General features: G+C 68.5%; 21 protein-coding genes and 2 pseudogenes. 18 read left to right on the top strand and 5 right to left on the bottom strand.

Going from position 1 to position 25396, the window contains the following annotated elements:
* Nucleotides 1-8 precede the first annotated feature (8 nt).
* The gene (locus tag Q0632_RS18245; RefSeq protein WP_298932866.1) at nt 9-854 is read left to right on the top strand and encodes a PA4780 family RIO1-like protein kinase; all 846 of its coding nucleotides are present in this window, start codon (nt 9-11) and stop codon (nt 852-854) included.
* Here Q0632_RS18245 and Q0632_RS18240 read toward each other — a convergent pair.
* Complete coding sequence (locus Q0632_RS18240; RefSeq protein ID WP_298932864.1) at nt 839-2359, bottom strand: class I adenylate-forming enzyme family protein; 1521 nt, start codon at nt 2357-2359, stop codon at nt 839-841. The genes Q0632_RS18245 and Q0632_RS18240 overlap by 16 nt on opposite strands.
* Nucleotides 2359-4242: a PAS domain S-box protein gene (locus Q0632_RS18235; RefSeq protein WP_298932862.1), complete on the bottom strand. Its 1884-nt coding sequence runs from the start codon at nt 4240-4242 to the stop codon at nt 2359-2361. Before Q0632_RS18235 ends, Q0632_RS18240 begins: the two co-directional genes overlap by 1 nt.
* A 142-nt stretch (nt 4243-4384) precedes the next feature.
* Between Q0632_RS18235 and Q0632_RS18230 the strand changes: the two genes are divergently transcribed.
* Nucleotides 4385-4687 carry a hypothetical protein gene (locus Q0632_RS18230; protein WP_298932860.1) on the top strand — a complete coding sequence of 101 codons (303 nt, stop codon included), beginning with the start codon at nt 4385-4387 and terminating at the stop codon, nt 4685-4687.
* Here the strand turns inward: Q0632_RS18230 and rocF are convergent.
* The gene (rocF, locus tag Q0632_RS18225) at nt 4684-5592 is read right to left on the bottom strand and encodes an arginase (protein WP_298932858.1); all 909 of its coding nucleotides are present in this window, start codon (nt 5590-5592) and stop codon (nt 4684-4686) included. The genes Q0632_RS18230 and rocF overlap by 4 nt on opposite strands.
* A 123-nt stretch (nt 5593-5715) precedes the next feature.
* Here rocF and Q0632_RS18220 point away from each other — a divergent pair, with 123 nt between their 5' ends.
* The 4 genes and pseudogenes from Q0632_RS18220 (at nt 5716) to Q0632_RS18205 (ending at nt 10224) form a co-directional block, all read left to right on the top strand.
* Nucleotides 5716-6783 (top strand): dihydrodipicolinate synthase family protein, encoded by a 1068-nt coding sequence (locus Q0632_RS18220; RefSeq protein WP_298932856.1) that lies wholly within the window; start codon nt 5716-5718, stop codon nt 6781-6783.
* A 25-nt stretch (nt 6784-6808) separates the two neighbouring features.
* Nucleotides 6809-7054: a hypothetical protein gene (locus tag Q0632_RS18215; RefSeq protein ID WP_298932853.1), complete on the top strand. Its 246-nt coding sequence runs from the start codon at nt 6809-6811 to the stop codon at nt 7052-7054.
* Nucleotides 7055-7162: 108 nt separating this feature from the next.
* Nucleotides 7163-8983 (top strand): annotated as a pseudogene (locus Q0632_RS18210) (carboxyl transferase domain-containing protein); the annotation flags it as partial.
* A gap of 77 nt (nt 8984-9060) precedes the next feature.
* Nucleotides 9061-10224, top strand: coding sequence for an aminotransferase class V-fold PLP-dependent enzyme (locus Q0632_RS18205; protein ID WP_298932851.1), 1164 nt, complete (start codon nt 9061-9063; stop codon nt 10222-10224).
* Nucleotides 10225-10251: 27 nt separating this feature from the next.
* Here Q0632_RS18205 and Q0632_RS18200 read toward each other — a convergent pair whose 3' ends face one another.
* Nucleotides 10252-11001 carry a GntR family transcriptional regulator gene (locus Q0632_RS18200; RefSeq protein ID WP_298932849.1) on the bottom strand — a complete coding sequence of 250 codons (750 nt, stop codon included), beginning with the start codon at nt 10999-11001 and terminating at the stop codon, nt 10252-10254.
* 148 nt (nt 11002-11149) lie between these two features.
* On the opposite strand from Q0632_RS18200, the gene Q0632_RS18195 reads away from it, so the two are divergent.
* The 11 genes and pseudogenes from Q0632_RS18195 to Q0632_RS18145 all read left to right on the top strand — a co-directional run bounded on the left by Q0632_RS18195 (nt 11150) and on the right by Q0632_RS18145 (nt 22125).
* Entirely contained in the window at nt 11150-12193 is a 1044-nt protein-coding gene (locus Q0632_RS18195) for an extracellular solute-binding protein (protein WP_298932847.1), read from the top strand.
* On the top strand, nt 12186-13907 hold the full coding sequence (locus Q0632_RS18190; protein ID WP_298932845.1) for an iron ABC transporter permease: 1722 nt from the start codon (nt 12186-12188) through the stop codon (nt 13905-13907). Before Q0632_RS18195 ends, Q0632_RS18190 begins: the two co-directional genes overlap by 8 nt.
* 14 nt (nt 13908-13921) lie before the next feature.
* A complete protein-coding gene (locus tag Q0632_RS18185) occupies nt 13922-14992 on the top strand; it encodes an ABC transporter ATP-binding protein (RefSeq protein WP_298932843.1) in 1071 nt (356 codons plus the stop codon).
* 21 nt (nt 14993-15013) lie between these two features.
* Nucleotides 15014-16036, top strand: a pseudogene (locus Q0632_RS18180) (carboxylesterase family protein); the annotation flags it as partial.
* Between the two features lie 259 nt (nt 16037-16295).
* Nucleotides 16296-16610, top strand: coding sequence for a hypothetical protein (locus Q0632_RS18175; protein WP_367181222.1), 315 nt, complete (start codon nt 16296-16298; stop codon nt 16608-16610).
* A gap of 32 nt (nt 16611-16642) precedes the next feature.
* The gene (locus Q0632_RS18170) at nt 16643-17830 is read left to right on the top strand and encodes a CaiB/BaiF CoA-transferase family protein (RefSeq protein WP_298932841.1); all 1188 of its coding nucleotides are present in this window, start codon (nt 16643-16645) and stop codon (nt 17828-17830) included.
* Nucleotides 17827-18636 (top strand): enoyl-CoA hydratase, encoded by an 810-nt coding sequence (locus Q0632_RS18165; protein WP_298932839.1) that lies wholly within the window; start codon nt 17827-17829, stop codon nt 18634-18636. Before Q0632_RS18170 ends, Q0632_RS18165 begins: the two co-directional genes overlap by 4 nt.
* A gap of 1 nt (nt 18637) precedes the next feature.
* Nucleotides 18638-19384 carry an enoyl-CoA hydratase-related protein gene (locus tag Q0632_RS18160; protein WP_298932837.1) on the top strand — a complete coding sequence of 249 codons (747 nt, stop codon included), beginning with the start codon at nt 18638-18640 and terminating at the stop codon, nt 19382-19384.
* Nucleotides 19385-19414: 30 nt separating this feature from the next.
* Complete coding sequence (locus Q0632_RS18155) at nt 19415-20377, top strand: tripartite tricarboxylate transporter substrate binding protein (RefSeq protein WP_298932834.1); 963 nt, start codon at nt 19415-19417, stop codon at nt 20375-20377.
* Entirely contained in the window at nt 20374-21354 is a 981-nt protein-coding gene (locus Q0632_RS18150) for a quinone oxidoreductase (protein ID WP_298932832.1), read from the top strand. Before Q0632_RS18155 ends, Q0632_RS18150 begins: the two co-directional genes overlap by 4 nt.
* A gap of 18 nt (nt 21355-21372) precedes the next feature.
* A complete protein-coding gene (locus tag Q0632_RS18145; RefSeq protein ID WP_298932830.1) occupies nt 21373-22125 on the top strand; it encodes a glutathione S-transferase family protein in 753 nt (250 codons plus the stop codon).
* Nucleotides 22126-22129: 4 nt separating this feature from the next.
* Here the strand turns inward: Q0632_RS18145 and Q0632_RS18140 are convergent, their stop codons facing one another.
* A complete protein-coding gene (locus Q0632_RS18140; RefSeq protein ID WP_298932829.1) occupies nt 22130-23095 on the bottom strand; it encodes an AEC family transporter in 966 nt (321 codons plus the stop codon).
* Nucleotides 23096-23218: 123 nt separating this feature from the next.
* Here Q0632_RS18140 and Q0632_RS18135 point away from each other — a divergent pair, with 123 nt between their 5' ends.
* Entirely contained in the window at nt 23219-25330 is a 2112-nt protein-coding gene (locus Q0632_RS18135; RefSeq protein WP_298932827.1) for an ATP-dependent helicase, read from the top strand.
* Nucleotides 25331-25396: the final 66 nt, after the last annotated feature.

The following is a 25396-nucleotide window of genomic DNA, read 5'->3' as shown; positions in this document are numbered from 1 at the left end:
ATGTCCCGATGAAAGCACCACCGCGCCTGCAGTCCCTGATCGAAGAAGGCCTGATCGACACGGTGGTGCGCCAGTTGATGAGCGGCAAGGAAGCCATGGTCTACGTGGTGCGCTGCGGCGAAGAGACGCGCTGCGCCAAGATCTACAAGGAGGCCACGCAGCGCAGCTTCCGCCAGGCGGTGGACTACACCGAGAACCGGCGCGTCAAGAACACCCGCCAGGCCCGCGCCATGGCCAAGGGCACGAAGTTCGGCCGCCAGGCGCAGGAAGCAGCCTGGCAGAGCGCGGAAGTCGATGCGCTGTACCGCCTGGCGGCGGCCGGTGTGCGCGTGCCCCAGCCCTACAACTTCCACGAGGGCGTGCTGCTGATGGAGCTGGTGACCGACGCGCACGGCGACGCCGCGCCGCGCCTGAACGACGTGCCTTTCACGTCCGAGGAAGCCCTCGCCCACCACGCCAGCCTGTTGGCCGAAGTGGTGCGCATGCTGTGCGCCGGCGTGGTCCATGGCGACCTGTCGGAATTCAACATCCTGCTGGCGCAGGACGGGCCGGTCATCATCGACCTGCCCCAGGCGGTGGACGCCGCCGGCAACAACCATGCGCAGCGCATGCTGCTGCGCGACGTGGCCAACCTGCGCGGCTTTTTCGGCCAGTTCGCGCCGCAACTCATGGCCACCGAATACGGCGCCGAGATGTGGGACCTGTACCAGCGCGGCATGCTCAGCACCGAGACGCCATTGACCGGGCGTTTCGAGCGTCCGGCCGGTTCGGTGGACCTGAGCGGCGTGCTGCGCGAGATCGACGACGCCCGTGCCGAAGACGCGCGCCGCCGCCTGCTTCAGGCCGCCCCGTAGCTCTCGCGCAACTGCCGCTTGAGCACCTTGCCGATGTCGCTGCGCGGCAGCTCGGCGGCATAGCGCAGGTCCGACAGGCGCTGGGTCTTGCCCAGTTGCGCGTTGGCCCAGCTGCGGATTTCCTCGGGCTGGGGCGCACCGGGCGCGGGCACGACGAAGGCCACCGGGGTCTCGCCCCATTCCGTGGACGGCACGCCCACCACCGCAGCGTCGGCCACGCCGGGGTGGCCGCGCAGCACGGCTTCGATGTCGCTGGGGTAGATGTTGAAGCCGCCGGAAATCACCATGTCCTTGCGCCGGTCCATCAGCGTGAGGAATCCGTCGGCGTCGAAGCAGCCGACGTCGCCGGTGCGGATGAAGCGCTTGCCCTGGCCGTCGTACCATTCGGCCTCGCGGGTTTTGGCCGGCTGGCCGTGGTAGCGGCTCATCATCGCACCCGAGTGGCCGACCAGCTCGCCGGTCTCGCCGGTCGCCACCTGCTTGCCGTCCTCATCGATCAGCCGGATGTCATGGCCTTCGGCCGGCCGCCCCACCGTGTTCAGCTTGTCCGGGAAGTTGTGGGCCTCCAGGATGCAGGTGCCGCCGCCCTCGGTCATGCCGTAGAACTCCACCAGGCCGCCCGGCCAGCGCGCCAGCACATCGGCCTTGAGCGGCGCCAGGAAGGGCGCGCTGGTGCAGAACTTCATGTGGAAGGACGACAGGTCGTGGCGGCCGAAATCGGGCAGCGCCATGATGCGCTGGTACTGCACCGGCACCAGCATGGTGTGGGTGGCGCGCACCTCCTGCGCCAGCGCCAGATAGGTCGCGGCGTCGAACTTCGGCGGCGCCAGCACGGCGCAACCGCCCCGCGCAACGGTGGGGAAAAAGCACACCAGGGTGGTGTTGGAGCACAGCGAGGTGGCGATCAGGGTCACCGATTGCGCGTTGTAGCCGTAGCTCTCGGCCCGCGCCACGTGGGCCCAGCGCATGCCGTGCGGCTGGACAATGCCCTTGGGCGTGCCGGTGGTGCCCGAGGAATAGATGATGTTGAACGGCCACTCGGGCTCGGCCTGCACCGGCAGCGGCCGGCTGCCTTCGCTCGCCAGCCAGTTCTGCAGTGGCTGCGCCTGCGCCAGGCCGTCCAGCGCGATGCGACGCGCATCCGGGGTATCGAAGGCCGGCACAGCGGCATCGACAAAGAAGTGGCGGGCGCCGCAGTCTGCCACCATGCCGGCCAGCTGGACCGGCAGCGAGCCGGTCTGCAGCGGCGCAACCACCACGCCGGCGCGCAGCGCGCCCAGGAACAGCGCCGCGTACTCGATGGAGTTGGCAGCGCAGATGGCAATGGCCTGGCCCGGCGCCACGCCGTCGCGCTGCAAGGCGGCGGCCACGCGGTCCATCAGCGCGTCCAGCGCGCCCCAGTCCAGGCGGCGCGCACCCTGGCGCAGTGCGGCATCGCGCGGGCGCGCCAGCGCATGGCCGCGGACCATGCTTTCGATGGTGCGGAATTCCGGGGCCAGGGACATCAGCCGGCCTCGCTCTCGTTGAGGGTGAAGCGGAACACCGCGCCGCCGCCGGGACCGGATTCGCCCCAGACCTGGCCGCCGTGCAGCAGCGCGATCTTGCGCACGATCGCCAGGCCGATCCCGGTGCCGTCGAATTCGTGCATCGAATGCAGGCGCTGGAAAGGCACGAACAGCTTGCTGGCATAGGCGCTGTCAAAGCCGACGCCGTTGTCGCGCACGAAGAACACCGGCACGGCGCCGCCGGCCTCCTCGACGCCCAATTCGATGCAGGCGCCCTCGCGCCTGGAAGTGAACTTCCAGGCGTTGTCCAGCAACTGCTCAAGCAGGTCGGCCAGCAGGCGCACGTCGCCCACCACCCGCGGCGTGTCGGCAATGCTCACGCTGATCTCGCGCTCCGGATGCTCGCCGCGCATGCGGTGCTCCCAGGCCCGCGCCAGCGCCGACAGGTCCACGCTCTGGCACAGCACCTCGGCCTGCGACAGATTGGCCAGCGACAACAGGGCGTCGGTCAGGTCGGACATCAGCTTGACGCCGGCGCGCACCCGTTCCATGTAGTGCAGGCCCTGGGTATCGAGCTGCCCCTCCAGTCTGCGTTCCAGCTGGCGGCTGAAACCGTCGATCGAGCCCAGCGGCGCGCGCAGGTCGTGCGCCAGCGAGTAGGCGAAGGTGCGCAGCTCCGCATTGCTCTCCTCCAGCTTCTCGGTACGCAGGCGCACACGGCGCTCCAGCACGCTATTGAGGAGCAGGACCTCGCGCTCGGCAGCGCGGCGCTGCGTCACGTCGGTGTTGACCGAGAGCACGGCCGAGGGCTGGCCCTGCTCGTCGCGGATCAGGGTCAGGCGGCGGTCGATGTCCAGCAGCTTGCCGGCAGCCGAGCGGCAGCGCGTGGACGTCACCAGGTGACCGGTGGCCAGCAGCTCCTCGTGATGGGCGCCGGTGAAGGCCTCACTCATCTGCGTCAGCTCTGCAAAGAACTGGTCGAGCGCCTGAGCGGCGCTGAAGCCGAACAGGCGCTCGGCACCCTGGTTCCAGTAGCGGATGCGCCTGTCCAGGCTGTGCAGCACGATGGCGTCGCTGGCCTGGTCCAGCATCTGGGCCTGCTCGCGGATGCGGCGTTGGTCAGCCAGCTGCTGGCTGATGTCCTCCGACACGGAAATGAAGTAGGGCTCCTCGTCGGCGTTGCGCACCAGCGACACCGAGACTCGCGCGGGGATGCGCGTTCCATCCTTGCGGGTGAAAAAGCGCTCGGCGGTATAGGACTGGGCTTCGCCGCGCAACAGGGACTGGAGCTGCTCGCGGCTGCGCTGGCCCTCCTCGCCCACCACGCCGTGCGCGTCCTGCAGGTAGATTTCCTCCCGCGTGTAGCCCAGCATGTCGCACATCCGCTGGTTGGCGCGCAACGTCCGGCCGTCCTTGGACAGGTGGGCGATGCCCAGTGGCGCCTGCTCGAAATTAGCGCGGAAGTGCTCCTCGCTGACGCGCAAGGCGTCCTCGCGCGCCTTGCTTTCGGTGATGTCCTGCACCTGCAGGATGAACTGCACCGGCTTGCCGTCGCCGTCGCGCGCCAGGGTGCAGGTCTGCAGCGTCCAGACCGTGTGACCATCACGGTGCACCAGGGCCTTCTCGCGCTGGTAGGCGTTGCGCGTCCCGGCCAGCATCTCGGCGCGCAGGGCGATGTCCTTCGCCCGGTTCTCCGGGTCGCTCACCAGGGGCGGGACCGGGCCGATCAGTTCTTCGGGCAGGTAGCCCAGCATGACGGCGGCGGCGCGGTTGACCCGCAGCGGATGGGAGTTGCGGTCCATCAGCACCATGCCGACGGCCGCCTGGTCGAAGGCGGCGCTGTATTGCTGCTGGCTGCTCGGTCCGGTGCTGTCTTCACCCATGTTTTCGACGCTCGTGCGTCCTCCAAATGAGGGGTCTACGATACCAGCGCCGCGCAGGCGCAGTCCGACACGTAGGCCACCGGCCTTCCGACGCACCCGCCGCCGCTGCGCGCCCAGACTGCCTACAACCACAGGAGATTCCATGGCATTGAGCAGCATCCTGGGCGGCGAACGCGCCGCCATCCACCCCAGCGGCAAGACCACCGGCGCCCTCGGACCCAGCGACAGCTCCGACAGCGGCAGCGACGCCATGGGCGAACTGGGCGACGGCCAACTGGACAGCGACAGCGACCGCCACGGCACGGGTGAGCGGGCCTCGGTCGACGCCCGCGACGACGGCCGCAGTGCCGACATCCTGCCGGACCATGTGGCGCGGCTGGACGGCGACGAAGGCAGCGACCTGGGCAGCGCCGACGACCTTGCAGGCGACGACAGCGAACCCTAACGCGCCAGCGTCGACTTGCCGAACAGGCTCTGGACGAACTCCACCGCCAGTTCGGCCGTGCGGTTGCGCACGTCCAGCGCCGGGTTGATCTCCACCACATCCAGCGAGGCCAGGCGGCCGGTATCGGCGATCATCTCCATGCACAGTTGCATCTCGCGGTAGGTCGGCCCGCCGCGCACACCCGTGCCCACACCGGGCGCGTCCGCCGGGTCCAGGCAGTCCAGGTCGAAACTCACGTGCAGGTGCGTGTCTTCGTCGACGTCATGCAGAGCCTCGGTCATGGTGTTGCGCATGCCATGCTCGTCGATGTGGCGCATGTCGTAGACCTGCAGGCCCAGGCGGGCAATCGCCTCTTTCTCGTCGGCGTCGACGCTGCGGATGCCGATGAAGTCGATGTCGTCGGCGCCCAGCGCCGCGCGCTCGCCGCTCCAGCCCACCAGGGCCGCCGGTCCGTGGCCCAGCAGGCAGGACACCGGCATGCCGTGCACATTGCCGCTGGGGCTGATGGTCTCGGTGTTGACGTCGGTGTGGGCGTCCAGCCAGACCACACGCAGTTTTTTGCGCTGCTGGCGGCAGTGGCGCGCCACGGCGCTGATCGAGCCGATCGCCAGGCAGTGGTCACCGCCCATGAGCAGCGGTGTCCGGCCCTGCGACAGCGCCTCGGCCACCGCGTCGAACACCAAACGGTTCCAGGCGATGACTTCCGGCAGATGGCGCAAGCCCTGCTGCGGCGGCGTCCAGGGCGTGGGCGGACCGGCCAGGTTGCCGCGGTCGATGACCTCGAAGCGGTGCGCATGCAGCGCCTCCACCAGACCGGCCACACGCAATGCATCCGGGCCCATGCCGGCACCTCGCACGCTGGCGCCGACGTCGGTGGGTGCGCCGATGAGGCTGACGGTTCTCATGTTCTGTCCGGCTCCTGCGAATGCACTGGCAGTGATTGTGGCGGCTGGTTAAAGTCGCATGCTACGCCCTGGATTCCCACATCCGCTACCGCTCCTCACGCGGGAATGACAAGACCACCATCCATGCGAATCTCTGACATTCCTGCCGACTCCCTCAAGGTGCTGCGCCGCGGCGCGGCCATCCCCGCCCATCTGCTGGCGCTGGACGCCAGCCGCAAGCTCGACGCGCGGCGCCAGCGCGCCATGACGCGCTACTACCTGGACGCCGGCGCCGGCGGCGTGGCGGCGGGCGTACCCTCCACCCAGCTCGCCATCCGTGATGTCGGCCTCTACGCGCCGGTGCTGGAGCTGGCCATGCGCACGGCGCAGGACTGGGAGCCGATCGGCGGACGCCGGCCGCTGTTCATGGTGGCAGGGCTGGCCGGCCGCACGCAGCAGGCGGTGCGCGAAGCCGGCATCGCCCGCGGCATGGGTTATCACGCCGGCCTGCTGAGCCTCACAGCCATGAAGGGCGCGAGCGAGGACGCGCTCATTGCCCACTGCGGGGCCGTCGCCGAAGTGATGCCGGTGGTCGGCTCCTGCCTGCGGCCGGCCGACGGCGGCATCCAGCTGTCGGCCTCGTTCTGGCAGCGCTTTGCCGCCATCCCCAATGTGGTGGCGATCAGGATGGCGTCCCAGGACCGCTACCGCGCGCTGGACGTGGTCCGCGGCGTCGTGGCGGCGCGGGCGGAACAGCGGGTCTCGCTCTACACCGGCAACGACGACCATATCGTGCTGGACCTGCTGACGCCCTTGACCTTCGTGCGCGATGGCCGGCCGCTGACGGTGCGCATCCGCGGCGGGCTGCTGGGCCACTGGAGCGTCTGGACCGAGCGCGCCGTGCTCCTGCTGGAAATGATCCACGCCGCCATCGAGGACGACAGCATCGCCTCCGAGCTGCTGGCCATGGATGCCCAGGTGACCGACTGCAATGCCGCCCTGTTCGACGTGGCGCATGACTTCCACGGCTGCATCGCCGGTTGCCATGAGGTGCTGCGGCGCCAGGGCCTGCTCGAAGGCATCTGGTGCCTGGACCCCAAGGCGGGCCTGAGCCCCGGCCAGGCCGAGGCGCTGACACGGGTGAGCAGCGAGTACCCGCACCTGGTGGACGATGCCTTCGTCGCCGCGCACCGCGAGCGCTGGCTCGCGTGAGGGCGTGCGCCACTAGACTGTGGGCATGGACGCCCTTCGCCAACTGCAATCGGCCGGTTTCTCCCTGCCCAGCCCCACCTACATTTTTGGCGCGCTGCTGTTCGGCCTGGTGGGTTGGGTGGCCTGGCGCCATGGCAAGCGCAGCCAGCGCGCCACGCCCAAGTGGCTGGGCTTGGCGCTGATGCTCTACCCCTATGCCGTGCCGCAGACCTGGGCGATGTACCTGGTCGGCGCCGCCCTGTGCGGCTGGCTGGCCCTGGCCTGGAACTGAGCCTCAGTCGATTCTCCCTGGGCAGGGCCCTCGCCCAAGGCATGGGCTTGTCACGCGCTTGACGCGCGCGCCGCGCGGCCCTGTCCCACAATCGCCCGCATGACCGAACTCCGCTCCCCCGTGCAGGCCAGCATCGTGCAATGGCTGGTCGCGCCCGGCGACACGGTGCAGGCCGGCGACCTGTTGCTCGTTCTGGAGGCGATGAAGATGGAGCATGAGGTCCGCGCGCCGGCGCCGCTGCGCGTGCGCGAACTGCTGTTCGGCGCCGGCGAAGCCGTCAACGAAGGCGACTTGCTCCTGATTTCAGAGCAGTCAAGGGAGGAAAATCGGGGCCCGCAGGCAGATTCGACCCTCACAACGGCCGCAACGACCGATGCCAGCGGTGCGCGCGCCGACCTGCAGCGGGTGCGCGAGCGCCATGCCCTCACGCTGGATGCGGCGCGGCCCGAAGCGATTGCCAGACGCCATGCACGCGGCCAGCGCACGGCGCGCGAGAACATCGCCGACCTGTGCGACGCCGGCTCCTTCAGCGAGTACGGCGCGCTGGCCGTCGCCGCCCAGCGCAGCCGCCGCAGCGAAGACGACCTGCAGCGCAACACGCCGGCCGACGGCATGGTCACCGGCATCGCCGGCATCAACGGCGCGCTGTTCGGCCCCGACAAGAGCCGGGCCGTCGTCCTGGCCTATGACGCCACCGTGCTGGCTGGCACCCAGGGCATGCGCAACCACCAGAAGACCGACCGCCTGCTGGGCATCGCTGCGCAGAACAGGCTGCCGGTCGTGCTGTTTGCCGAGGGTGGGGGCGGCCGGCCGGGCGACACCGACATGCCCGTCGTTGCGGGATTGCATGTGACGACCTTCGCCAGCTTCGCGCGGCTCAACGGCCAGGTTCCACTGGTGGGCATCGCCGCCGGCCGCTGTTTCGCCGGCAATGCCGCCTTGCTCGGGTGCTGCGACGTGGTCATCGCCACCCGCGACAGCAACATCGGCATGGGTGGGCCGGCCATGGTCGAGGGCGGCGGCCTGGGCCTGTTCACGCCCGAGCAGATCGGGCCCAGCGCCGTGCAGCATGGCAACGGCGTGATCGACATCCTGGTCGACGATGAAGAGCAGGCCGTGGCGGCGGCGAAGCACTATCTGTCGTTTTTCCAGGGCCGCGTGCAGGACTTCACCGCGCCGCCGGACCAGGCCTTGCGCGACCTTGTGCCGGAGAACCGCCTGCGCGTCTACGACAGCCGCGCCGCCCTGACCGGCATCGCTGACGCCGGCTCGCTGCTGGAACTGCGCAGCGGCTTCGGCAAGGGCATCCACACTGCGCTGGCCCGCATCGAGGGTCTCCCCGTTGGTCTTCTCGCCAACAACCCGCTGCATCTGGGCGGCGCCATCGACGCCGACGCGGCCGACAAGGCGTCCCGCTTCATGCAGCTGTGCAACGCCCACGGCCTGCCGCTGGTGAGCCTGGTCGACACGCCCGGCTTCATGGTCGGCCCCGCCGCGGAAGAACAGGCCCAGGTACGCCATGTCAGCCGCATGTTCATCGCTGCCGCGCACCTGCGCGTGCCCTTCTTCAGCGTGGTGCTGCGCAAGGGCTACGGCCTGGGCGCCATGGCCATGTGCGCCGGCGGCTTCCATGCGACCGACGCCACCGTGGCCTGGCCCAGCGGCGAGTTCGGCGCCATGGGCCTGGAAGGCGCGGTGCGCCTGGGCTACCGCAAGGAGCTGGAAGCCCAGCCAGAAGGCTCGCAGCGCGAGGCCCTGTACCAGCAGCTGGTCGACACCCAGTACGCCGCCGGCCAGGCCGTCAACATGGCGGCGACGCTGGAGATCGACGCCGTGATCGACCCGGCGCACACCCGCGCCTGGCTGGCCCGCGGCCTGGCCTCCGGGCGGCTGCGCGAGAGCGCCGGGCCGGCCATCGACACCTGGTAAACCTCCGGGAGCGGGGTTGAAAGCCCCGTGCTAAGCTGGCCGCCCTCTTTTGCCGTAACACACAGAGCGAGACAACCATGCCCGGATTGCTGCCCAACGTCGACCCCGACGGCCTGCTTGAATTCTCCGTGGTCTACACCGACCGCGCCCTCAACCACATGTCCAAGAGCTTCCAGGGCGTGATGAAGGACATCTCGGCCATCCTCAAGGATGTCTACAAGGCCAGGTCCGCGGTGCTGGTCCCCGGCAGCGGCACCTTCGGCATGGAATCCGTGGCCCGCCAGTTCGCCGGCGGCAAGGACGTGCTGGTCATCCGCAACGGCTGGTTCAGCTACCGCTGGACCCAGATCTTCGACATGGGCGGCATCCCCGCGTCCAGCACGGTGCTGAAAGCCCGCCCGGCCGGCCCCGGCGCCAAGTCGCCCTGGTCGCCCGCGCCCATCGCCGAGGTGCAGGCCACCATCCGCGAGAAGAAGCCCGCCGTGGTGTTTGCGCCCCACGTGGAAACCGCCGCCGGCATGATCCTGCCCGACAACTACCTGCGTGCCGTCGCCGACGCTGTGCACGAGGTCGGCGGCCTGTTCGTGCTGGATTGCATTGCCTCGGGCGCGATCTGGGTCGACATGCAGGCCACCGGCGTCGACGTGCTGATCTCGGCGCCGCAAAAGGGCTGGAGCAGCTCGCCCTGCTGTGCCATGGTCATGCTCAGCGAGCGCGCCCGCGCCGCCATCGATGCCACCACCAGCACCAGCTTTGCCATGGACCTGAAGAAGTGGCTGGCCATCATGGAAACCTACGAGGGCGGCGGCCATGCCTACCACGCCACCATGCCGACCGACGCGCTGACGCGCCTGCGCGAGGTGATGGTCGAGACCAAGGCTTACGGCTTTGCCAAGGTGCGCGCCGAGCAGGAAGAACTGGGCCGCAAGGTGCGCGCCCTGTTCGAGAGCCGCGGCCTGGTCAGCGTTGCCGCCGAGGGCTTCAAGGCGCCGGGCGTGGTGGTCAGCTTCACCGACGATCCGCAGATCCAGTCCAGCGCCAAGTTCCTGGCCGAAGGCCTGCAGACCGCCGCCGGCGTGCCGCTGCAGTGCGATGAGGGCCCGGAGTTCAAGACCTTCCGCGTCGGCCTGTTCGGCCTGGAGAAGTGGCACCACGTGGACCGCACCGTCGCCACGCTCGCCGCCGCGCTCGACCACATCGGCATCAACGCGCCGGCCAAGGCCGAGCCCGCAACGGTTTAAACGCCTGTCAGGAACGCCGCAGCGGCGTCATGTCGGTTTCTTGACCCGCTTGGCAGCAGCGCGAATCGGCGTGACCTGGGCTGAGTCGGGCGCCGGCGCCGGGCCGGCGACGACGACGGGCTGGGTCATGGTGGCGATGGCGTCGGCATAGACATTGCCGCCGCTGGAGATGTGGCCCGTCATCAGGCGGTACGCGGCCTCCTCGTCGCCCGCCAGGATGGCCTGCACCACGCCGTTGTGCTCGGCCACGGAATTGCGGATGCGGCCGGGCCGGTCGAACATGGAGGCTTGCGGGTGCCGCATGCGCGCGCGCATGGCGCGCAACTGGCGGGCCAGCACTTCATTGCGGCTGCCGTCATAGATGATCTCGTGGAACAGGCGGTTGGCCGCCACGTAGTCCGCGGAATCCTTGGCCAGGGCCGCCTTCTCGCAGGCCCGGGCGGCTTTCTCGAGCGCATGGCGCTGGGCAATCGCCATGCGCCGGGCCGACAGCTTGGCAGCCAGGCCTTCCAACTCCATCAGCACCTCGAGCATCGCCACGTATTCCGACAGCGAAATGCCGCTGACCACCGCCCCCTGGCGCGGCACCAGGCTGACCAGGCCAGCGGACGTCAGCTGCAGCACCGCTTCGCGCGCTGGCGTGCGCGACACACCAAACCGGTCCATCAGCGCCTGCTCTTCGATGCGGGCGCCGGGTGGCAGCTGGCCGGAGGCAATTTCCGCCTCCAGGGTGGCGCGGATCTTGTCGCTCAGGTTGACGCGTGGGGTTTGGCTCATGAGGGTCTTGGGTTGTGGCCGATTTTAGAGCAGGGAAAAGGCAGGAATTAGCCATAAATATACATACAAACCCCATTTGAATTTTTTTAGCGTTTGTCCATACACTGCGCCACCGCGGCCAAACACAGGCCGCGCCCCAGGAGACAAGATGCAAATCAATCGCCGCCAATTCAGCGCGCTCGCAGGCTCGGGCCTGCTGGTGCCCCACGCCCTTGCCCAGACGCCTGCCTTGCTGGCGCAGTTGCACGAAGCGGCGAAAAAGGAGGGTCAGCTCACCTGGTACACGGTGCCGCAGACCTCGGAGGTCGCCGAGCGCATGGGGCGCAGCTTCAGCACCCGTTATCCGGGCGTGAAGGTGAACGTGGTGCGCACGACGGCGCAGGTGGCCTTCCAGCGGCTGAACCAGGACCTGAAGGCCGGCGCGGCCAACTGCGACGTGTTCACCTCCACCGACCTGGCGCATTTCGTGGACCTCAAGGGCCGCAACCTGCTGATGAAGCACACGCCCGCGGCCGCCGCGTTGCTGGACAAGCGCGTGCAGAACATGGACGCGGACGGCTACTTCCACGCGTCCAGCTGCTTCATGATGGGCTTGATCTACAACACGGCCAAGGTCAAGGGCGCGGCCGTGCCCACCAGCTGGGCCGACCTGGCCGACCCGAAGTGGAGCGGTGTCGCGGCGATGGCCCACCCGGCCTACAGCGGCGCCGCCGGCGCCTGGTGCATCGAGATGCGCAAGCTCTATGGCGACGGCTTCTTCAAGAAGCTGGCCGCCAACAAGGCGCACGTGGGCCGCTCCACCATCGATGCGGTGACCACGGTGATCTCGGGTGAATGCTCGGTGTCGGCCGGCCCCATGAGCCTGGCGGCGCTGCACGCGTCCAAGGGCAACCCGGTTGCCACGCTGGCGCCCAAGGAAGGGCCGGTGCTGATCCTGTCGCCCTCGGCCATTCTGGCCAGCACCCGCCGGCCCAACGCCTCCAGGCTGTTCATGGAATGGCTGCTGGGCAGCGACGACACGGCCCGCATCGCCTTCGAGGAATTCGGCGTGCCCCTGCGCCCCAGCGTGCCGGCCGCACCGGGCGTGCTGCGCCTGGCCGACGCCAAGCCCCTGCTGGCGCCGACGCCGCCGCAGATGGTGGTGCAGATCCCCAAGGTGATCGACCTGTGGAAGGACGCGTTTGGTGTCTGAGGCAGCCCTCACCCCCACCGCTGCTGTGGTCCGCGCGCCGGGGCGCCTGGCCGACCCGGCGCTGTGGCTGTTTGCCATCCTGATCGCGGCCCTGGTGCTGCTGGTGGCCAACCCCATCCTGCGGCTGGCCTGGGACAGCCTGCACACCGCGCAGGGCGACTGGTCGCTGCAAAGCTATGCGGCCGCGCTCGGCAGCAGCCGCAACCTGCAGGCCCTGCTCAACTCGCTGTACCTGGGCGCCGCCGTCACAGTGCTGGCGCTGGTTCTGGGCGTGCCGCTGGCGCTGGCAGTGTCGCGCTCCAACATGCCGGCGCGCGGCCTGGTCCACCTGAGCGTGCTGGCGGCTTTCGTCATGCCCAACTTCCTGGGTGCGATCGCCTGGATCCTGCTGGCGGGCCCGAATGCGGGCTGGCTCAACCGCCTGTTCATCGAGTTCACTGGCTTTGACAAGGGGCCGTTCAACATCTTCAGCTTCTGGGGCCTGGCCTTCGTCATCGCGCTCTACACCTTCCCGCTGATCTACGTGTTCACCACGGCCGCGCTCGACCTCATCTCCACGGAGCTGGAAGACGCTGCGGCCATCCACGGCGCGGGCAAGTTCCAGACCATGGCCCGGGTCACGCTGCCCCTGGCCCTGCCGTCCATCATCGGCGCGGCCATCCTGATCTTCCTGGAAGCGATTTCCCTGTACGGCACGCCCGCGCTGATCGCCATCCCCGCACGCATCAATCTGGCGACCACGCAGCTGGTGTCTTTCTTCCAGTACCCGCTGCAGGTGGAACAGGCCGCCGCGTTCTCCATGCCCATCCTGCTGCTCACGGTGGTGATGCTGATGCTGCAGCGCCACCTGCTGGCGCGGCGCGGCTATGTGTCGGTCTCGGGCAAGGGCGGGGAGCGGCGGCCGCTGGACATCGGCGCCTGGAAATGGGTGCTCCTGGCGTATTCGGCCCTGGTCGGCCTGCTGGCCGTCGTGATGCCGCTGGCCATCCTGGTCATCGCATCGCTGTCCAAGGCCTGGGGCAAGGGCCTGGCCATCAGCAACCTCACGCTGGCCAACTACCACAACATCTTTTTCGAGCAGCTCACCGTGCGTTCGGCCCTGATCAACACGGTGCTGTATTCCCTCTCGACCGCCCTGGTCTGCGTGCTGATGGGCATCTGTATTGCCTATGCAACGCAGCGCCGCATCACGCCCTTCCCCTCGGTCGTGCAGTTTCTCGCGCTGGCGCCGGTGGCCGTGCCGGGCATCATCCTGGCCATCGGCCTGTATGCAGCCTACGCCGGGCCGCCGTTCTCGCTGTACGGCACGGGCCTGCTGATCGTGGTGGCCTTCACCACGCGCTTCCTGCCGATCGCGGTGACGGCCTGCGCCGCCGCCGTGCGCGCGCTCAACCCGGAGCTCGAAGAGGCCGTGCGCGTGCTGGGCGGCGGACGCGTGACCGTGCTGCTGCGCGTGGTCGCGCCGCTGCTCAAGAAAACCCTGGTGGGCGCCTTCATCCTGATCTTCGTGATCTGCACCAAGGAGCTGTCCACCGCGGTGTTCCTGTCGGGGCCTGAGTCGCGCGTGGTGTCGGTGCTGACGCTGGACCTGAGCGAGCAAGGCAATTACGAAATCCTGGCCGCCATGGGCGTGGTGCTGGTGGCCATCGTCACACTGGTCGTCGCCGCCGGCATGCGCGTGGCCGGGCGCGACTTCATGCTGCGCCGCGGCTGACGAACAAGGTAGATATGTCCAAGCTCCAACTGAAAAACATCTGCAAGTCCTACGGCGCCAACCCGGTGGTCGATGACCTGAGCCTGGATCTCCAGCAGGGCGAGCTGGTCACCCTGCTGGGCCCCTCGGGCTGCGGCAAGACGACCACGCTGCGCATGATCGCCGGCTTCATCGACCTGGGCGCGGGCTCCATCAGCATGGCCGGCAAGGAAATCTCCACGGCGGGCCGCACCGTGCCGCCCGAGCACCGCGGCATGTCGATGATCTTCCAGAGCTATGCGATCTGGCCCAATATGACCGTGGCCGAGAACGTGGGCTTCGGCCTGAAAGTGCGCGGCACGCCGGCCGATGAAGCCAAGCGGCGCATCGCGGAGATGCTGGACGTGGTGCAGCTGGGCGCCCTGGCCCACCGCTACCCAGCCGAGCTCTCCGGCGGGCAGCAGCAGCGCGTGGCGCTGGCCCGCGCCATGGTCGTGCGGCCGGAGGTGCTGCTGCTGGACGAGCCGCTGTCCAACCTGGACGCCAACCTGCGCGAGGAAATGGCGGGCGAGATCCGGCGCCTGCACGACGAGTTCCGCTTCACCACCGTCTATGTCACGCACGACCAGTCCGAAGCCATGACGATCTCGGACCGCATCGCCGTGTTCAACCTGGGCAAGCTCGAGCAGATCGACACGCCGTGGAACCTCTACAACCGTCCGCGCACGCAGTTCGTCGCCGGCTTCATCGGCCGGACCAACCTGGTGACGGCCCAGGTGAACAACGGCCTGCTCACGCTGGCGGGCCTGAGCGGCACGCTGCGGCCCGACCAGGCCGTGACCGGCGGCGCCAGCGATGTGCGCGTCTCGATTCGCCCGCAATCGCTGTACCTGGGTAACGAGGGTAGTGCGCGTGAGGGCGCCGTGGCCATGGGCGAGGTCTCGGTGCTGTCGCGCACCTACCTGGGTGAGCACTGGGACTACGTGGTCAGCCCCGTGGGCGGCGGCGATTCCCTGCGCGTGCATGCGCCACCGGCCAGCGTGCTCGAAGTCGGCCAGCAATCGCCGCTGTTCATCGATCCGCGCGGCGTGGCCGTGGTGAGTTAAGAAACAAAGAAGCAAAACGACATGAACAACAACATCCTTGTCTCGCGCCGCCGCCTGCTGGCGGGCGCAGCCGCCAGTTCGGCGCTGGCCACCGGCCTGGCCCGCGCCGTCAGCGAATGGGACATCTTCCCCGTGGTGGAAACCAGCAACGGCCGCCTGCGCGGCCTGGTGTCCGGCGGCATCAACGTCTTCAAGGGTGTGAACTACGGCGCCGACACCTCCGGCGCCAATCGCTTCATGCCGCCGGCCCCGGTCGTCAAGTGGGCCGGTGTGAAAGACGCGACAGCGTACGGCAACTACGCGCCGCAGCTGCCCAGCAGCCGAGTGCGGGCCTACGCCGACCTGATCATGTACGACCTCCAGCCCGGTGGCATGGGCGAGGACTGCCTGGTGCTCAACCTCTGGACGCCGGGGCTGGCCAAGACGGCGAAGCGGCCGGTGATGCTGCACCTGCACGGCGGCGGCTATTACGGCGGCTCGGGCAACTCGCCACAGTTCGACGGCGAGATGCTAGCGCGCTCGGGCAACGCCGTGGTCATCTCCATCAACCACCGCCTGGGCTCCTTCGGCTTCCTGGACCTGGCCGAGGCCGGCGGCGCGCGTTATGGCCAGTCGGGCGCAGCGGGCATGCTGGACATCGTGGCCGCGCTGGGCTGGGTGCGCGACAACATCGAGGCCTTTGGCGGCGACCCTTCGCGCGTGCTGGTCTACGGCCAGTCCGGCGGCGGCGCCAAGACCAGCGTGCTGATGTCCATGCCCTCGGCCAAGGGCTTGTTCCACCGCGCCGGCGTGATGAGCGGCTCGGTGCTGCGCGTCGCCACGCCCGAGCGATCGAGCCGGGCGGCTGCGATCTACCTCAAGCTGCTGGGTCTGGACAAGGACTCCGTCGCCCAGCTGCACAAGCTGCCCTGGCACCAGCTGCTGGCAGCCCAGGTGACCATGGAAGGCATGGACCGCGCCAAGGGCGAGGCGCCAACCGCTTTCACGCCGGTGCTCGACGGCGTGGCCATCCCGCGCCACCCCTTCGACCCCGACGCGCCGGCCGTTTCCTCCGACGTGCCCATGATGATCAGCACCACGCTGGACGAGCGTGCCTACCGGCAGATCAATTTCGACCTGGACGCGCCCGGCCTGCTGGCCTATGCCGAGCGGCAAGCGCCCGGCGACGGCGACAAGCTGGTCAGGATGTACCGCGAGGAAGACCCCAAGGCCACGCCCTTCGTGCTGCAGGCCCGCATCGACAGCGACATGACTTTCCGCAAGACGGCGCACGTGCAGGCCCCGCGCGCCGGTCTACACCTATCTGTGGAAGATTGCCAGCCCGGCCTTCAACGGCCGCTATGGCGCGCCGCACGGCGTGGACATCGGCCCCAGCATGAACGACATCCGCAATGGCCTCAATGGCCCCACAGCCGAGAACCTGTTGCTGGCCGGCCAGTTGTCCAGCGCCTGGGTCAGCTTTGCCGCCACCGGCAATCCCAACAACCCGAAGACGCCGCAGTGGCCTGCCTACACCCTGCCCGCGCGCACGACCATGGTCTTCGAAGGCGACAGCAGCCGCACGGCCGCGCAAGCCGACCCGCGCAAGGAATTCCGTGAGTACTGGGCCGCTCGCTAGGCCCTGAAGTCACCCATGAACCGGAGCAACACATGACCCAAGCGCCTCTCTCGCGCTACACCGTGCTGGACCTGACCATCGCGCGCGCCGGCCCTGCCGCCGTGCGTCTGCTGGCGGACTGGGGCGCGACCATCATCCGTGTCGAGCCGCCGCCGGAGTCCAGCCGCGGCTCCGTCACCGGCCGGCGCCGCGGCCCGGACGAACAGAACCTGCACCGCAACAAGCGCAGCCTGGTGCTGGACCTGAAGACGCCGCAGGGCGCCAAGGTGCTGCGCCGCCTGATCGAACGCAGCGACGTGGTGGTGGAAAATTTCCGCTCCGACGTCAAGCAGCGCCTGGGTCTGACCTACGAGCAGCTCAAGAAGATCAACCCGCGCATCATCCTGGCCAGCATCTCGGGCTACGGCCAGGACGGCCCCTATGCGCAGCGGCCGGGCGTGGACCAGATCATGCAAGGCATGTCGGGCCTGATGTCGGTCACCGGCGAGCCCGGACGCGGGCCCATGCGCGTGGGCATCGCGATCTCCGACACCACGGCAGGCATGTTCCTGGGCCAGGGCATCCTGCTGGCCCTGCTGCACCGCGAGCACACCGGTGAAGGCCAGTGGGTCCACACCTCGCTGCTCGAAGGCATGCTCAACAAGCTCGACTTCCAGGGCGCGCGCTACACGGTGGCGGGCGAGGTGGCACCGCAGGAGGGCAACGCCCATCCCACCCAGGTCCCCATGGGCACCTACAGCGCCAGCGACGGCCTAGTGAACATCTGCGCCGTCACGCTCAAGATGTGGGAGAGTTTTTGCACCGCGCTGGGCGCGACTGAACTGCTCCAGCATCCCGACTACCACGATGGGGCCGCAAGGCTGAAGAACCGCCATGCCCTGGACGAGGCCGTCAACGCCGTGACGCAGCGCTTCAGCATGCAGGATCTGATGGCCAAGCTCAACCCGGTGGGCGTGCCCTGCGGCCCGATCTACGACATCGGCCAGGCCTTCGAGGACCCGCAGGTCAAGCACCTGCGCATGACGCGGCCCGCCCCCCACCCGGTGCTCGGTGATGTGGAACTGGTGCGCTCGCCGATCAACCTGTCCGCCTTCCCGCACCCGGAACGCTTCCAGCGCGCCGCGCCCGACCCGGGCGAGCACAGCGCGGAGCTGTTGCGCGAGCTGGGCTACAGCGATGCGGAGATCGACGCCATGAGGACGCAAGGAGCAGTGGCATGACGGCCAGGACCATCCCACTGAAGACGGAAAAAATCCTGGCCCGCGTCGAGGACGGCGTGGGCTGGCTGACCTTCAACCACCCCGAGCGGCGCAACGCCGTGTCGCTGGAAATGTGGCAGGGCCTGGCCGATGCGATGGCGGCCTTCGAATCGGACACCGATGTGCGCGTGGTGGTGATGCACGGCGCGGGCGGCAAGTCCTTTGCGGCCGGCGCCGACATTTCGGAGTTCGACAAGCACCGCGCCAACGCGCAGCAAAAAGACGAGTACGCGCGCATCGCCTACGCCGGCCAGAAGGGCCTGGTCACCCTGAGCAAGCCCCTGGTGGCCATGGTCCATGGCTTTTGCATCGGTGGCGGCCTGGCCATCGCACTCAACGCCGACATCCGCTTTGCCTCGCCCGGCTCGCAGTTCGGCATTCCCGCAGCCAGGCTCGGGCTGGGCTATGAATACGCTGGGCTGGCCACGCTGGCGCGCCTGGTCGGGCCTTCGACCGCGCGCGACATGCTGTTCAGCGCGCGCTTCCTGGACGCGCCCGAGGCATTGCGCTGCGGGCTCATCAACTTCGTCGTCGAAGAGGCGCAACTGGAAGAACAGGTGCGCGCCTATGCCGCGCGCATCGCGGCCAACGCGCCGTTGACCGTGCACGCGGCCAAGGCCGCCCTACGGGTGTTCGAGCGCTATTCGCAGAACCCGGCCGCGGAAGAGATCGAGACCCTGGTCAACCGCTGTTTCGACAGCGCAGACTACCGCGAGGGCCGAACCGCCTTCATCGAAAAACGCACGCCGCACTTTGTGGGGAACTGACATGGGCGCACCCGAACTGAGCATCGCCGGCCACGTCGCCACCATCACCATCCGACGGCCCGAACAGGCCAACCGGCTCGAGCCCGGCGACCTGGCCGTGATGACAGGCCATATCGCGCAGGTCAACGCAACGCCCGAGGTGCTGGTGCTGCGGCTGCAGGCCGAAGGAAAATACTTCTGCAGCGGCTACGACATCGGTCGCATGGGTGCGCAGCGCACCGTGGAGTTCGACGAGATGGTCAATGCGCTGGAAGACGCGCGGCCGGTCACGCTGGCGCTCATCCAGGGCGGTGTCTATGGCGGCGCGACCGACCTGTCGCTGGCCTGCGACTTTCGCATCGGCGTGCAGGGCATCGACATGTTCATGCCGGCGGCGCGCCTGGGCCTGCACTTCTACCAGCGCGGGCTGGAACGCTATGTGAGCCGGCTGGGTGTGGACGTGGCCAAGCGCCTGTTCCTCACCGCCGAGCGCATTGACGCCCAGGAGATGAAGGCCGTGGGTTTTCTCACGCACCTGGTGGCGCCCGAGGCCCTGGCACCGACCGCGGACGCGCTGACCGCGGCGCTATCGGGCATGGCGCCGCTGGCCATGCTGGGCATGAAAAAGCACATCAACCGCATCGCGCGCAATGCATTGGATGCACAGGACCTGCAAGTCGACATTGCCCGTGCAGCCGCTTCGCAGGATCTTGCCGAAGGCCGCGCCGCCTGGGCTGAGAAACGCCCGCCGCGCTTTAGCGGCCGCTGAACCTGCTCCCAGCTTCAAGGAGACAAGACCATGAAACTCACGCACGCTCTGGCAGCCACGGCAGTGGCACTGTGGGGGTCCTGCGCCTGGGCCCAGGCCTATCCCAACAAGCCGATCCGTCTCATCGTCGGCTACTCCCCGGCGGGCGCCGGTGACACCATCGCCCGCATCGTGGGCGATGCCATGTCCAAGCAATTGGGCCAGACCATCGTCATCGACAACAAGGCCGGCGCGGGCAGCACGCTGGCGTCCAATCTGCTGTCGCAGGCTCCCGCCGACGGCTACACGCTGGGCCTGGCCACGGGCACGCTGTACGGCATCGACCAGCACCTGTACAAGGTCAAGTACACGCCGGCCAGCTTCACGCCCATCACCCGCTTCACCATCTCGCCGCTGATCCTGGCGGTCAACAAGGACCTGGGCGTCGGCTCGGTCAAGGACCTGGCGGCGCGCGCCAAGGCCAACCCGGGCAAGCTGAACTACTCGTCCTCGGGCATCGGCGGCTCGCCCCACATGGGCGGCCTGTCGTTCGAGAAAGCCATAGGCGCGAAGATGACCCACATCCCCTACAAGGGCGGCGCGCCCGCGCTGCAGGCGGTGGTGGCCGGTGACGTTCAGCTCTCCTTCGGCACGGCGTCCTCGGTGCTGCAACTGGGCCAGGCCGGCACGGTGAAGATGCTGGGCGTGACGACCGTGCAGCGCTCGGCCATCGCGCCGGAGCTGCCCACGCTGGCGGAAAGCGGCCTGCCCGGCTTCGACTTCAATTTCTGGTTCGGCCTGTTCGGCCCGGCCAACCTGCCCAAGGACGTGCAGGAGAAACTCTTCAACGTCGCCACCCAGGTGCTCAACGACCCGGCGATGCGCGCCAGGCTGCTGGGCACAGGCAATGAATCCGCGCCCTCGAAGTCGCCTGCGGAATTCCATGAATGGGCGAGCGCCAACGGCAAGGCCGTGCTCGAGCGCGCCGAGGCGGCCGGAGTCAAGGTCGAATGATCACGTCTGCTGTCATTGCCCGCCGCCATGGCGGGCCGGAAGTGCTGGAGTACGCCGAGATCGAAGTGGCCGAGCCCGGCCCCGGCGAGTTGCGCATCGTGCAAAGCGCCATCGGCCTGAACTTCGCCGACGTCTACCAGCGCCAGGGCGCGGCGGGGCCGCACAGCGCCACGCAGTTCCCTGTGATCCTGGGCGCGCAGGGCGCGGGCGTGGTGGAGGCCATCGGCGCCGGCGTGCAGGGTTTCGAGATCGGTCAAGCCGTGGCCTATGTCCATCCCGGCGCCTATGCGGGCGCGCGCCTGCTGCCGGCGGCGCGCACCCTGCCCCTGCCCGAAGGGCTGACGCTGGAAACCGCCGCCGCCAGCCTGCTACGCGGCATGACGGCCGAATACCTGCTGCACCGCCTCTACACCGTCAAGCCAGGCGACACCATCCTGGTCCATGCGGCCGCCGGCGGCATGGGCCAGATCCTGTGCGCCTGGGGACGGGCACTGGGCGCCACCGTCATCGGCACGGTGGGCTCCGAGGCCAAGCGCAAGGTGGCGCTCGAACATGGCTGCCACCATGTCATCGACTACCGGCAGCAGGACTTCGCGGCCGAGGTCAATGCACTGACGCGCAACGAGGGCGTGGCCGTGGTCTACGACGCGGTCGGCCGCGACGCCTTCCTGCCTTCGCTGGACTGCCTGCGCGTGCGCGGCATGGCCATCAACTTCGGTACGGCTTCGGGCGACGTGCAGGCCTTCGACCTGCAGCGCCTGCACGCGAAATCGCAAACCGTCTGCCGGCCCACGCTGCGCAGCTTTGTCGCCAGCACCGAGGACCTGCGGCTGTCGGCCACAACGTTTGCCGCCGCCGTGCGGCGCGGTGACGTCCGGGCCCAGGTGGACCGCCACTACCCGCTGCGTGAAGCCGCGCGCGCACACACCGAACTCGAAAGCCGCCAGACCACCGGCGCGGCCATCCTCATCCCCTGAAAGCTTGAAAGAAACAAGATGCTGATCCTCTACCACGGCTGGCGTTCCAGCGCGTCGCGGCGCGTGCGCCTGTGCCTGGCCGAAAAAGGCCTGGACTACGAAAGCCGCCTGGTCGACATGATCCGCGGCGAACAGCATTCGCCCGAGTACCTGGCGATGAACCCGAACGGCGTGGTGCCCGCGCTGATCCTGGAAGACGGCCGTGTGTTGTACGAGAGCTCGGTCATTGCGGAATACCTGGAAGAGACGTATCCCACACCCTCGATCCGGCCGGCCGACCCCTACGAACGCGCCACCATGCGCAACTTCGTGCGCTGGGTCGACGAGAAGTGCCTGGCCAAGCTGATCGTCTTCAACTGGAGCCAGTCCATGCAACCCGTGGCCAGCCAGTGGAGCGAGGACGAGCTGGCCAAGCGGATGGCGCGCATCCCGACGCCGGAGCGGCGCGAGGCCTGGTTGCGCGTGGCGCGCAAGCCCTACACGGAGGAGGAAAAGGCTGAGGCCATGCGCGGCCTGCTGCTGCTGCTGGAGCGCATGGACGGCATGCTCGAAGCCAGCGGCAGCGGCTGGCTGGTGGGCAAGGCCTATTCGATTGCCGACATCGGCGCCGCGCCTTTTGTGATGCGCATCAGCGAACTGAACGCGCCGGCGCTGGCCGAGCACCCGCTGGTGACCGATTGGTGGGCGCGGGTGCAGGCCCGGCCCTCGTTCACCACGGCCCGCATCGAGGCCTACATCGAATCGGCGGCCAAGGACACCGCGAAAAAGTGAGCGCCTAGTGCATCAGCGCAACGGCGCCTGAAAAAGTCAGGAAAGCCGCCGCGGTGGTCAGCAAGATGATGCGGGCGATGCGGCCGGTGTCGGCGCCGAAGCGCTCGGCCAGCAGCGAAACGTTGCTGGCGCTGGGCAGGGCCGCTACCAGCACCATCACCGTCAGCGTGAAGCGGTCCAGCGGCAGGCCGAAGGCCATCGCTGCCCAGCCCACGCCGAACACCAACAGCGGGTGCACCAGCAGCTTGACGGCCACCACCGGCAGGAAATCCCGCCAGGCCAGCGGCGCATGCTCTTCCCGCGCCGCCAGGAACTGCGAGCGGAACAGCACGGCGCCGATGGTGAACAATGCCACCGGCGAGGCCGCATCGGCCAGCAGGGCGATGGTCTGCATCACAGGCTTGACCGGCACGATCTGCAGCGCCGACGACAGGCCCCCCAGCAAGATGGCCCAGGGCATGGGGTTGAGCGCCATGCCCCTGAGCGCGTTGCGCGCCGCCCGGGAGGCGCCGTGCTCGTCGGCGCCGTCCAGCCGCGACAGGGCGATGCACAGCGACGAGGTCACCACCAGGTCCAGCAGGATGGTCAGGATGGCCGGGCCGGCGGCGGCCGCGCCCAACAAGGCCACCAGCAGGGGCACGCCCATGAAACCGGTGTTGGGAAAGGCCGCCACCAGGGCGCCGAAAGCCGCGTCGTTCCAGCGGATGCGCGCGTTCAGGCTGAAGGCCACCACGGCCCAGACCACCAGCAGGGCGCAGGGCAGGTAGACCGCCACCGCCGCAGCGTCCAGCAATTGCGCGATCGGCGTGCTGGCGCCAAAGCGGTACAGCATGCAGGGCAGGGCAAAGTACAGCACGAAGCTGTTGAGCCCCGAAATCGCGTCCAGTGGCAGCATGCGCCGGCGGGCGGCGACATAGCCGCACAGGACCAGGGCGAAGAAGGGGAAGGTGACGAGCAGGACGGCGAGCACGGGCGATATTGTCGCGGACGCGGCGCCGCCGGGGGTGTCAGGGCCCTGACGGCGCTCGCCGGTATGATTTGGCGGCGCCCCTCCCCCGGCCTTTTTCCTCCCGCAGTCCCCCTCCCCCTGTCCATGTCCGCCGGCCTCAACCTCGCCCAGCAAGAAGCAGTCAACTACATGCATGGGCCCTGCCTGGTGCTGGCGGGCGCCGGCTCGGGCAAGACCCGGGTGATCACCCACAAGATCGCCCGGCTGATCGCCGCCGGCCTGGAGCCCCAGCGCATCGCCGCCATCACCTTCACCAACAAGGCCGCCACCGAGATGCGCGAGCGCGCCAAGGGCCTGATCGGCCGCGATGCGAAAAAGGTGGTGATCTGCACCTTCCACGCCCTGGGCGTGCGCATGATGCGGGAAGACGGGGCGGTGCTGGGCCTCAAGCCCCAGTTCTCCATCCTGGACAGCGACGACGTCACTTCCATCCTCAAGGACGCCGGCGGCAGCACCGACACTGCCACCGCGCGCCAGTGGCAGTGGGCCATCAGCCTGTGGAAGAACATGGGCCTGAACGCGGCCCAGGCCCTGGCCCAGGCCAAGGACGACAACGAGCGCGTCACCGCCACCATCATGGCCCGCTATGAAGAGCGGCTGACGGCCTACCAGAGCGTGGACTTCGACGACCTGATCGGCATGCCGCTGGCCCTGCTGCGCGACCACCCTGAGGTGCGCGCCAAGTGGCAGGCCCTGCTGGGCCACGTGCTGGTCGACGAGTATCAGGACACCAACGCCACCCAGTACGAGGTGCTCAAGATGCTGGTGGGCGAGCGTGGCCGCTTCACCGCCGTGGGCGACGACGACCAGTCGATCTACGGCTGGCGCGGCGCCACGCTGGACAACCTCAAGAAGCTGCCGATCGACTACCCCCAGCTCAAGGTCATCAAGCTCGAACAGAACTACCGCTCGACCAGTGCCATCCTGCGCGCCGCGAACAACGTGATCGGGCCCAATCCCAAGCTCTATCCCAAGACCCTGTTCTCCGAACTGGGCGAGGGCGAGCCGGTGCGCGTGGTCGACGCCGACAACGAGGAACACGAGGCCGAGCGCACGGTGGCGCGCATCCAGTCCATCCGCGCCGGCATCACGGCCACAGGCGCCGGCCACGAGTGGCGCGAGTTCGCCGTGCTGTACCGGGCCAACCACCAGGCCCGCACCTTCGAGAAGGCCTTGCGCAAGGCCCAGATCCCCTACAAGGTCTCGGGCGGCCAGAGCTTTTTCGACCGCGCCGAAATCAAGGATCTGTGCGCCTGGTTTCGTCTGTGGATCAACAACGACGACGACCCGGCCTTTCTGCGCGCCGTGACCACGCCCAAGCGCGGCATCGGCCACACCACGCTGCAGGCCCTGGGCAGCTTCTCCAGCAAGTACAAGCTCAGCCTGTTCGAGGCCCTGTTCTCCTCCTCGCTGGGCTCGGTGCTGCCGGCCAAGGCGGTGGGCAGCCTGCACGAATTCGGCCGTTACGTGAACGACCTGGAGTTCCGGGCCCGCCACACCCACGGCGCGCAGGATGCGCGCGCCTTCATGCTGGAGTGGCTCAAGGACATCGACTACGAGAAGCACCTGTACGACGGCGAGGACAGCGAGAAACTTGCCGCATCCCGCTGGACCAACGTGCTGGATTTCTGCGACTGGATGTCGGCCCGCGCCGGCGGCGAGATCGATGACACGTCCGGGGCCAGCATCGTGAGCGAGAAGAAAAGCCTGCTGGAAGTAGCGCAGACCATCGCCCTGCTGTCGACCATCAGCGAGCGCGAGCAGGACCAGAACGTGGTGACCCTGTCCACATTGCACGCCGCCAAGGGCCTGGAGTGGCCGCACGTGATGCTGGTGGGCGTGACCGAGGGCATGCTGCCCTTCAAGCTGGGCGATGACGACAACCCCACCGGCCGTGCCGACGGGCCGATGTCCGAAGGCATACTGCAACGCCTGCAGGAAGAGCGCCGCCTGATGTACGTGGGCATCACCCGGGCCCAGCGCTCGCTGGCCGTGAGCTGGACCAAGCGGCGCAAGAAGGGCCGCGAGATGATCGCCGCCCTGCCCAGCCGCTTCATCGCCGAGATGGCACTGGACAAGACCACGGCCAAGGAAGACCCGCGCGAAAAACTCAAGGCGCTGCGGGCAGAGTTCGCCAAAAAAGCCGTCGACAGCGCCGCAGCCGCCGCCGCGGCAACCGCCGCCAGTGCCCCATGAAATCCTGGATAGCTCCTTTTTTGATAGCGTATTGCGCAGTAACGACGGGGGCCAGGGGCCAGAATG

It is taken from the genome of uncultured Ramlibacter sp., from assembly GCF_936925435.1.
GTDB lineage: Bacteria > Pseudomonadota > Gammaproteobacteria > Burkholderiales > Burkholderiaceae_C > Ramlibacter.
This window is presented reverse-complemented; position numbering and strand designations above follow the sequence as displayed.

What these genes read in the sequence shown, in the direction of transcription:
- Q0632_RS18155 (WP_298932834.1), top strand. Translation starts at nt 19,415, where the DNA reads ATGAAACTCACGCACGCTCTGGCAGCCACGGCAGTGGCACTGTGGGGG.
- Q0632_RS18215 (WP_298932853.1), top strand. Translation starts at nt 6,809, where the DNA reads ATGGACGCCCTTCGCCAACTGCAATCGGCCGGTTTCTCCCTGCCCAGC.
- Q0632_RS18220 (WP_298932856.1), top strand. Translation starts at nt 5,716, where the DNA reads ATGCGAATCTCTGACATTCCTGCCGACTCCCTCAAGGTGCTGCGCCGC.
- Q0632_RS18185 (WP_298932843.1), top strand. Translation starts at nt 13,922, where the DNA reads ATGTCCAAGCTCCAACTGAAAAACATCTGCAAGTCCTACGGCGCCAAC.
- Q0632_RS18230 (WP_298932860.1), top strand. Translation starts at nt 4,385, where the DNA reads ATGGCATTGAGCAGCATCCTGGGCGGCGAACGCGCCGCCATCCACCCC.
- Q0632_RS18170 (WP_298932841.1), top strand. Translation starts at nt 16,643, where the DNA reads ATGACCCAAGCGCCTCTCTCGCGCTACACCGTGCTGGACCTGACCATC.
- Q0632_RS18200 (WP_298932849.1), bottom strand. Translation starts at nt 11,001, where the DNA reads ATGAGCCAAACCCCACGCGTCAACCTGAGCGACAAGATCCGCGCCACC.
- Q0632_RS18145 (WP_298932830.1), top strand. Translation starts at nt 21,373, where the DNA reads ATGCTGATCCTCTACCACGGCTGGCGTTCCAGCGCGTCGCGGCGCGTG.
- rocF (WP_298932858.1), bottom strand. Translation starts at nt 5,592, where the DNA reads ATGAGAACCGTCAGCCTCATCGGCGCACCCACCGACGTCGGCGCCAGC.
- Q0632_RS18165 (WP_298932839.1), top strand. Translation starts at nt 17,827, where the DNA reads ATGACGGCCAGGACCATCCCACTGAAGACGGAAAAAATCCTGGCCCGC.
- Q0632_RS18205 (WP_298932851.1), top strand. Translation starts at nt 9,061, where the DNA reads ATGCCCGGATTGCTGCCCAACGTCGACCCCGACGGCCTGCTTGAATTC.
- Q0632_RS18160 (WP_298932837.1), top strand. Translation starts at nt 18,638, where the DNA reads ATGGGCGCACCCGAACTGAGCATCGCCGGCCACGTCGCCACCATCACC.
- Q0632_RS18240 (WP_298932864.1), bottom strand. Translation starts at nt 2,359, where the DNA reads ATGTCCCTGGCCCCGGAATTCCGCACCATCGAAAGCATGGTCCGCGGC.
- Q0632_RS18235 (WP_298932862.1), bottom strand. Translation starts at nt 4,242, where the DNA reads ATGGGTGAAGACAGCACCGGACCGAGCAGCCAGCAGCAATACAGCGCC.
- Q0632_RS18135 (WP_298932827.1), top strand. Translation starts at nt 23,219, where the DNA reads ATGTCCGCCGGCCTCAACCTCGCCCAGCAAGAAGCAGTCAACTACATG.
- Q0632_RS18150 (WP_298932832.1), top strand. Translation starts at nt 20,374, where the DNA reads ATGATCACGTCTGCTGTCATTGCCCGCCGCCATGGCGGGCCGGAAGTG.
- Q0632_RS18195 (WP_298932847.1), top strand. Translation starts at nt 11,150, where the DNA reads ATGCAAATCAATCGCCGCCAATTCAGCGCGCTCGCAGGCTCGGGCCTG.
- Q0632_RS18245 (WP_298932866.1), top strand. Translation starts at nt 9, where the DNA reads ATGAAAGCACCACCGCGCCTGCAGTCCCTGATCGAAGAAGGCCTGATC.